Origin of the sequence: Streptomyces sp. NPDC021019, assembly GCF_044333295.1 — a bacterium.
Classification (GTDB): Bacteria; Actinomycetota; Actinomycetes; order Streptomycetales; family Streptomycetaceae; genus Streptomyces.
Genome location: NZ_JBIRQR010000018.1, coordinates 1 through 3,310 on the forward strand (window position 1 = coordinate 1; position 3,310 = coordinate 3,310).

Annotated in this window: 3 protein-coding genes; all 3 read left to right on the plus strand. The window is 70.9% G+C overall.

The window, feature by feature from the left end; all coding sequences use genetic code 11:
* Positions 1–276 precede the first annotated feature (276 nt).
* Positions 277–1,113: an ABC transporter ATP-binding protein gene (locus ACH4RG_RS36455; RefSeq protein ID WP_398540930.1), complete on the plus strand. Its 837-nt coding sequence runs from the start codon at positions 277–279 to the stop codon at positions 1,111–1,113.
* Complete coding sequence (locus tag ACH4RG_RS36460) at positions 1,110–1,895, plus strand: ABC transporter permease (protein ID WP_397925214.1); 786 nt, start codon at positions 1,110–1,112, stop codon at positions 1,893–1,895. The genes ACH4RG_RS36455 and ACH4RG_RS36460 overlap by 4 nt, the downstream gene beginning before the upstream one ends.
* Positions 1,896–1,990: 95 nt before the next feature.
* Positions 1,991–2,800, plus strand: a complete 810-nt coding sequence (proC, locus tag ACH4RG_RS36465) for a pyrroline-5-carboxylate reductase (protein ID WP_050356729.1) — start codon at positions 1,991–1,993, stop codon at positions 2,798–2,800.
* Positions 2,801–3,310 lie beyond the last annotated feature (510 nt).

The window sequence follows — 3,310 nt, forward strand, 5'->3', positions numbered from 1 at the left end:
GCCGACGTCCTCTTCGCGATGCTCCGCGACGGCACCTTCTACGAACCCCAACCCGCCCGATCAGCTTGACCAAACCCATAGGGGCACCCCCCCGCCCGATCGACGACTCAGCAGCCCGCCGGCCCCGCGCCGGCGGGCTGCGCCGTTACGTCCCGCGCCCCCATCCCCCTGACGACCCCCGTAGCGACACCTCATAACGACACCCTGATCCCTCATAACGACACCCCCTGACAGGACCCCTTGACGCGCGGCCCTGCCGGACGAAGAATTCATCACATGATGAATTACGGATCCGGGGCCACGCAGACCGAGCCCCCGGGGCACGCACCACCCCCGGCGATCGAAGCCCACGGCCTCACCGTCGTCCGGGGTGACCGCACCGTCCTGCGCGCCCTCGACTTCACCGTCCGCCCCGGCGGCATCACCGGCCTCCTCGGCCCCTCGGGCTGCGGCAAGACCACGCTCCTGCGCACCGTGGCCGGCACCCAGGCCAGAGCCACCGGCACGCTCGACGTCCTCGGCCGCCCCGCCGGCGACCCCGCACTGCGCAGCCGCATCGGATACGTCACCCAGGCGCCCTCCGTCTACACCGACCTCACCGTCCGGCAGAACCTCGACTACTTCGCCGCCGTCCTGCACCCCGGCCGCGCCCACCGGGACACCCGCCGCGCCGCCGTCACCCGCGTCATCGAGGACGTCGACCTCACCGGCCACGCCGACGCCCTCGCCGGGGCGCTCTCCGGCGGTCAGCGCAGCCGCGTCTCGCTGGCCGTCGCCCTCCTCGGCACCCCGGAGCTGCTGGTCCTGGACGAACCGACCGTCGGGCTCGACCCCGTACTCCGCCGCGACCTCTGGGACCTCTTCCACCGCCTGGCCGCCGACCGCTCCACCGCACTCCTCGTCTCCTCCCACGTCATGGACGAGGCCGAGCGCTGCCACCGCCTCCTCCTGATGCGGGACGGCCTGATCCTCGCCGAGGACACCCCCGAGGCACTGCGCCGCCGCACCGGCACCGAGACCGTCGAGGAAGCGTTCCTCCACCTGGTCGACGAACACCCGGCCGACGTGGCCACGCCGCCCATCCCGTCCCACACCCCGGAGGCCTCCCGATGACGGCCACCGCCCCACCCGTGACCGAGGGCGCCCCCGCCCGCCCGCTCACCCCGTCCCGCACGGCGGCCACCGCGGGCCGCGTCCTGCGCCAGCTGACCCACGACCCCCGCACGATCGCGCTCCTCGTGATCGTCCCGGTCCTGCTGATCACCCTGCTCCGTTACGTCTTCGACGGCGCGGCCGGGACCTTCGACGCGATCGGGGCCTCCCTCCTCGGCGTCTTCCCGCTGATCACGATGTTCCTGGTGACCTCGATCGCCACCCTGCGCGAACGCACCTCGGGCACCCTGGAGCGCCTCCTCGCCCTCCCGCTCGGCAAGGGCGACCTGATCGCGGGCTATGCCCTCGCGTTCGGCGCGGTCGCGATCCTCCAGTCGGCGCTCGCCACGGCCGTCTCCATCTGGTTGCTCGGCCTGGACGTCGCCGGCTCGCCCTGGCTGCTGCTCCTGGTCGCCCTGCTCGACGCCCTGCTCGGCACCGCGCTCGGCCTGTTCGTCTCCGCGTTCGCCGCGTCCGAGTTCCAGGCGGTCCAGTTCATGCCGGCGGTGATCTTCCCCCAGCTCCTGCTCTGCGGCCTGTTCGCCCCGCGCGAGGCGATGCACCCCGCCCTGGAGGCGATCTCGAACGTCCTGCCCCTGTCGTACGCGGTCGACGGCATGAACCAGGTCCTCCACCACCCCGACATCACCGGTGACTTCGTCCGTGACATCGCCGTGGTCACCGGAAGCGCCCTCCTGGTCCTCTTCCTCGGTGCGATCACCCTCCGCCGCCGTACGCCGTGAGTACCCCGATGCGAGGATGACGACGGGACGACGACCCCACCAGACGACAGAGCACAGCCCAGAGCACAGCCCAGCACCGCCCGGAGGGTGAACGCATGACCCAGACAGTCGCAGTCCTCGGCACCGGCAAGATCGGCGAGGCCCTGCTCAGCGGGATGATCCGGGCGGGCTGGCGACCGGCCGACCTCCTGGTCACCACCCGCCGGGGCGACCGGGCCCAGGAACTCCACACGCGGTACGGGGTCGAGTCCGTCACCAACGCGGAGGCGGCCAAGAACGCCGACATCCTCATCCTCGCCGTGAAGCCCCAGGACATGGGCAAGCTCCTGGACGAACTCGCGCCACACGTCACCGCCGACCGCCTGGTCATCAGCGCCGCGGCCGGCATCACCACCGCTTTCATCGAGGACCGGCTCACCCCGGACACCCCGGTCGTCCGGGTCATGCCCAACACCCCGGTCCTCGTCGACGAGGGCATGTCCGTCATCTCCGCCGGCAGCCACGCCACCGGCGCGCACCTCGCCACCGCCGAGGAGATCTTCGGCGGCGTCGGCAAGACGCTGCGCGTCCCGGAGTCCCAGCAGGACGCGGCGACCGCCCTCTCCGGCTCCGGCCCCGCCTATTTCTACTTCCTGGTCGAAGCCATGACCGACGCCGGCATCCTGCTCGGCCTGCCCCGCGCCCAGGCTCACGACCTCATCGTCCAGGCCGCGATCGGTGCGGCCGTCATGCTCCGGGACAGCGGCGAACACCCGGTCAAGCTCCGTGAAGCCGTCACCAGCCCGGCCGGCACGACCATCAGCGCCATCCGCGAGCTGGAGAACCACGGAGTGCGCGCGGCCCTCATCGCGGCCCTGGAGGCGGCCCGCGACCGCAGCCGCGAACTGGCCTCCGGCAACGGCTGACGACCGGCTCGGCCCCACCGTCCGCCCCCGGCCACCGGCGCAACCGGCCGGGGGTTGACACACTCCGGACACATCCGTAGTGTGCTCCGAGTTGTCCGACGTGAGCGCCGACCCCGGTCGGTCCCCGGACAGCCATTCCGCAGTAACCACGACAGAACACGCGACCTCGTGTCGCATGTCCTTTCGTGCGCTTGCGGGAAATGAGGAATCCGCGTTCGAGGGAACGCACCCCGATTAGCGTCGGGGCGCAGGATTCCGCTAAAGTCTCACTCGTCGGAACGGCCCAACAGCCGGGAAGGCAAACCCCGCTGACTGGGAATCAGGCCCGAAAGGATCTGATAGAGTCGGACTCGCCGGAAAGGGAAAACGCGAAAGCGAAGAACCTGGAAGGTGAGAGATGCGGGACCCGCTTCGGCCGGGAATCGGACGCGAAAGAGTCTGATAGAGTCGGAAACGCAAGACAGCAGGACAAAGTAGTAAACGAAGGGAAGCGCCCGGAGGGCCCCGGTG

Bases quoted from the DNA above. Each gene is read 5' to 3' on its own strand.
- ACH4RG_RS36460 (WP_397925214.1), top strand. From the start codon at position 1,110: ATGACGGCCACCGCCCCACCCGTGACCGAGGGCGCCCCCGCCCGCCCG.
- ACH4RG_RS36455 (WP_398540930.1), top strand. From the start codon at position 277: ATGATGAATTACGGATCCGGGGCCACGCAGACCGAGCCCCCGGGGCAC.
- proC (WP_050356729.1), top strand. From the start codon at position 1,991: ATGACCCAGACAGTCGCAGTCCTCGGCACCGGCAAGATCGGCGAGGCC.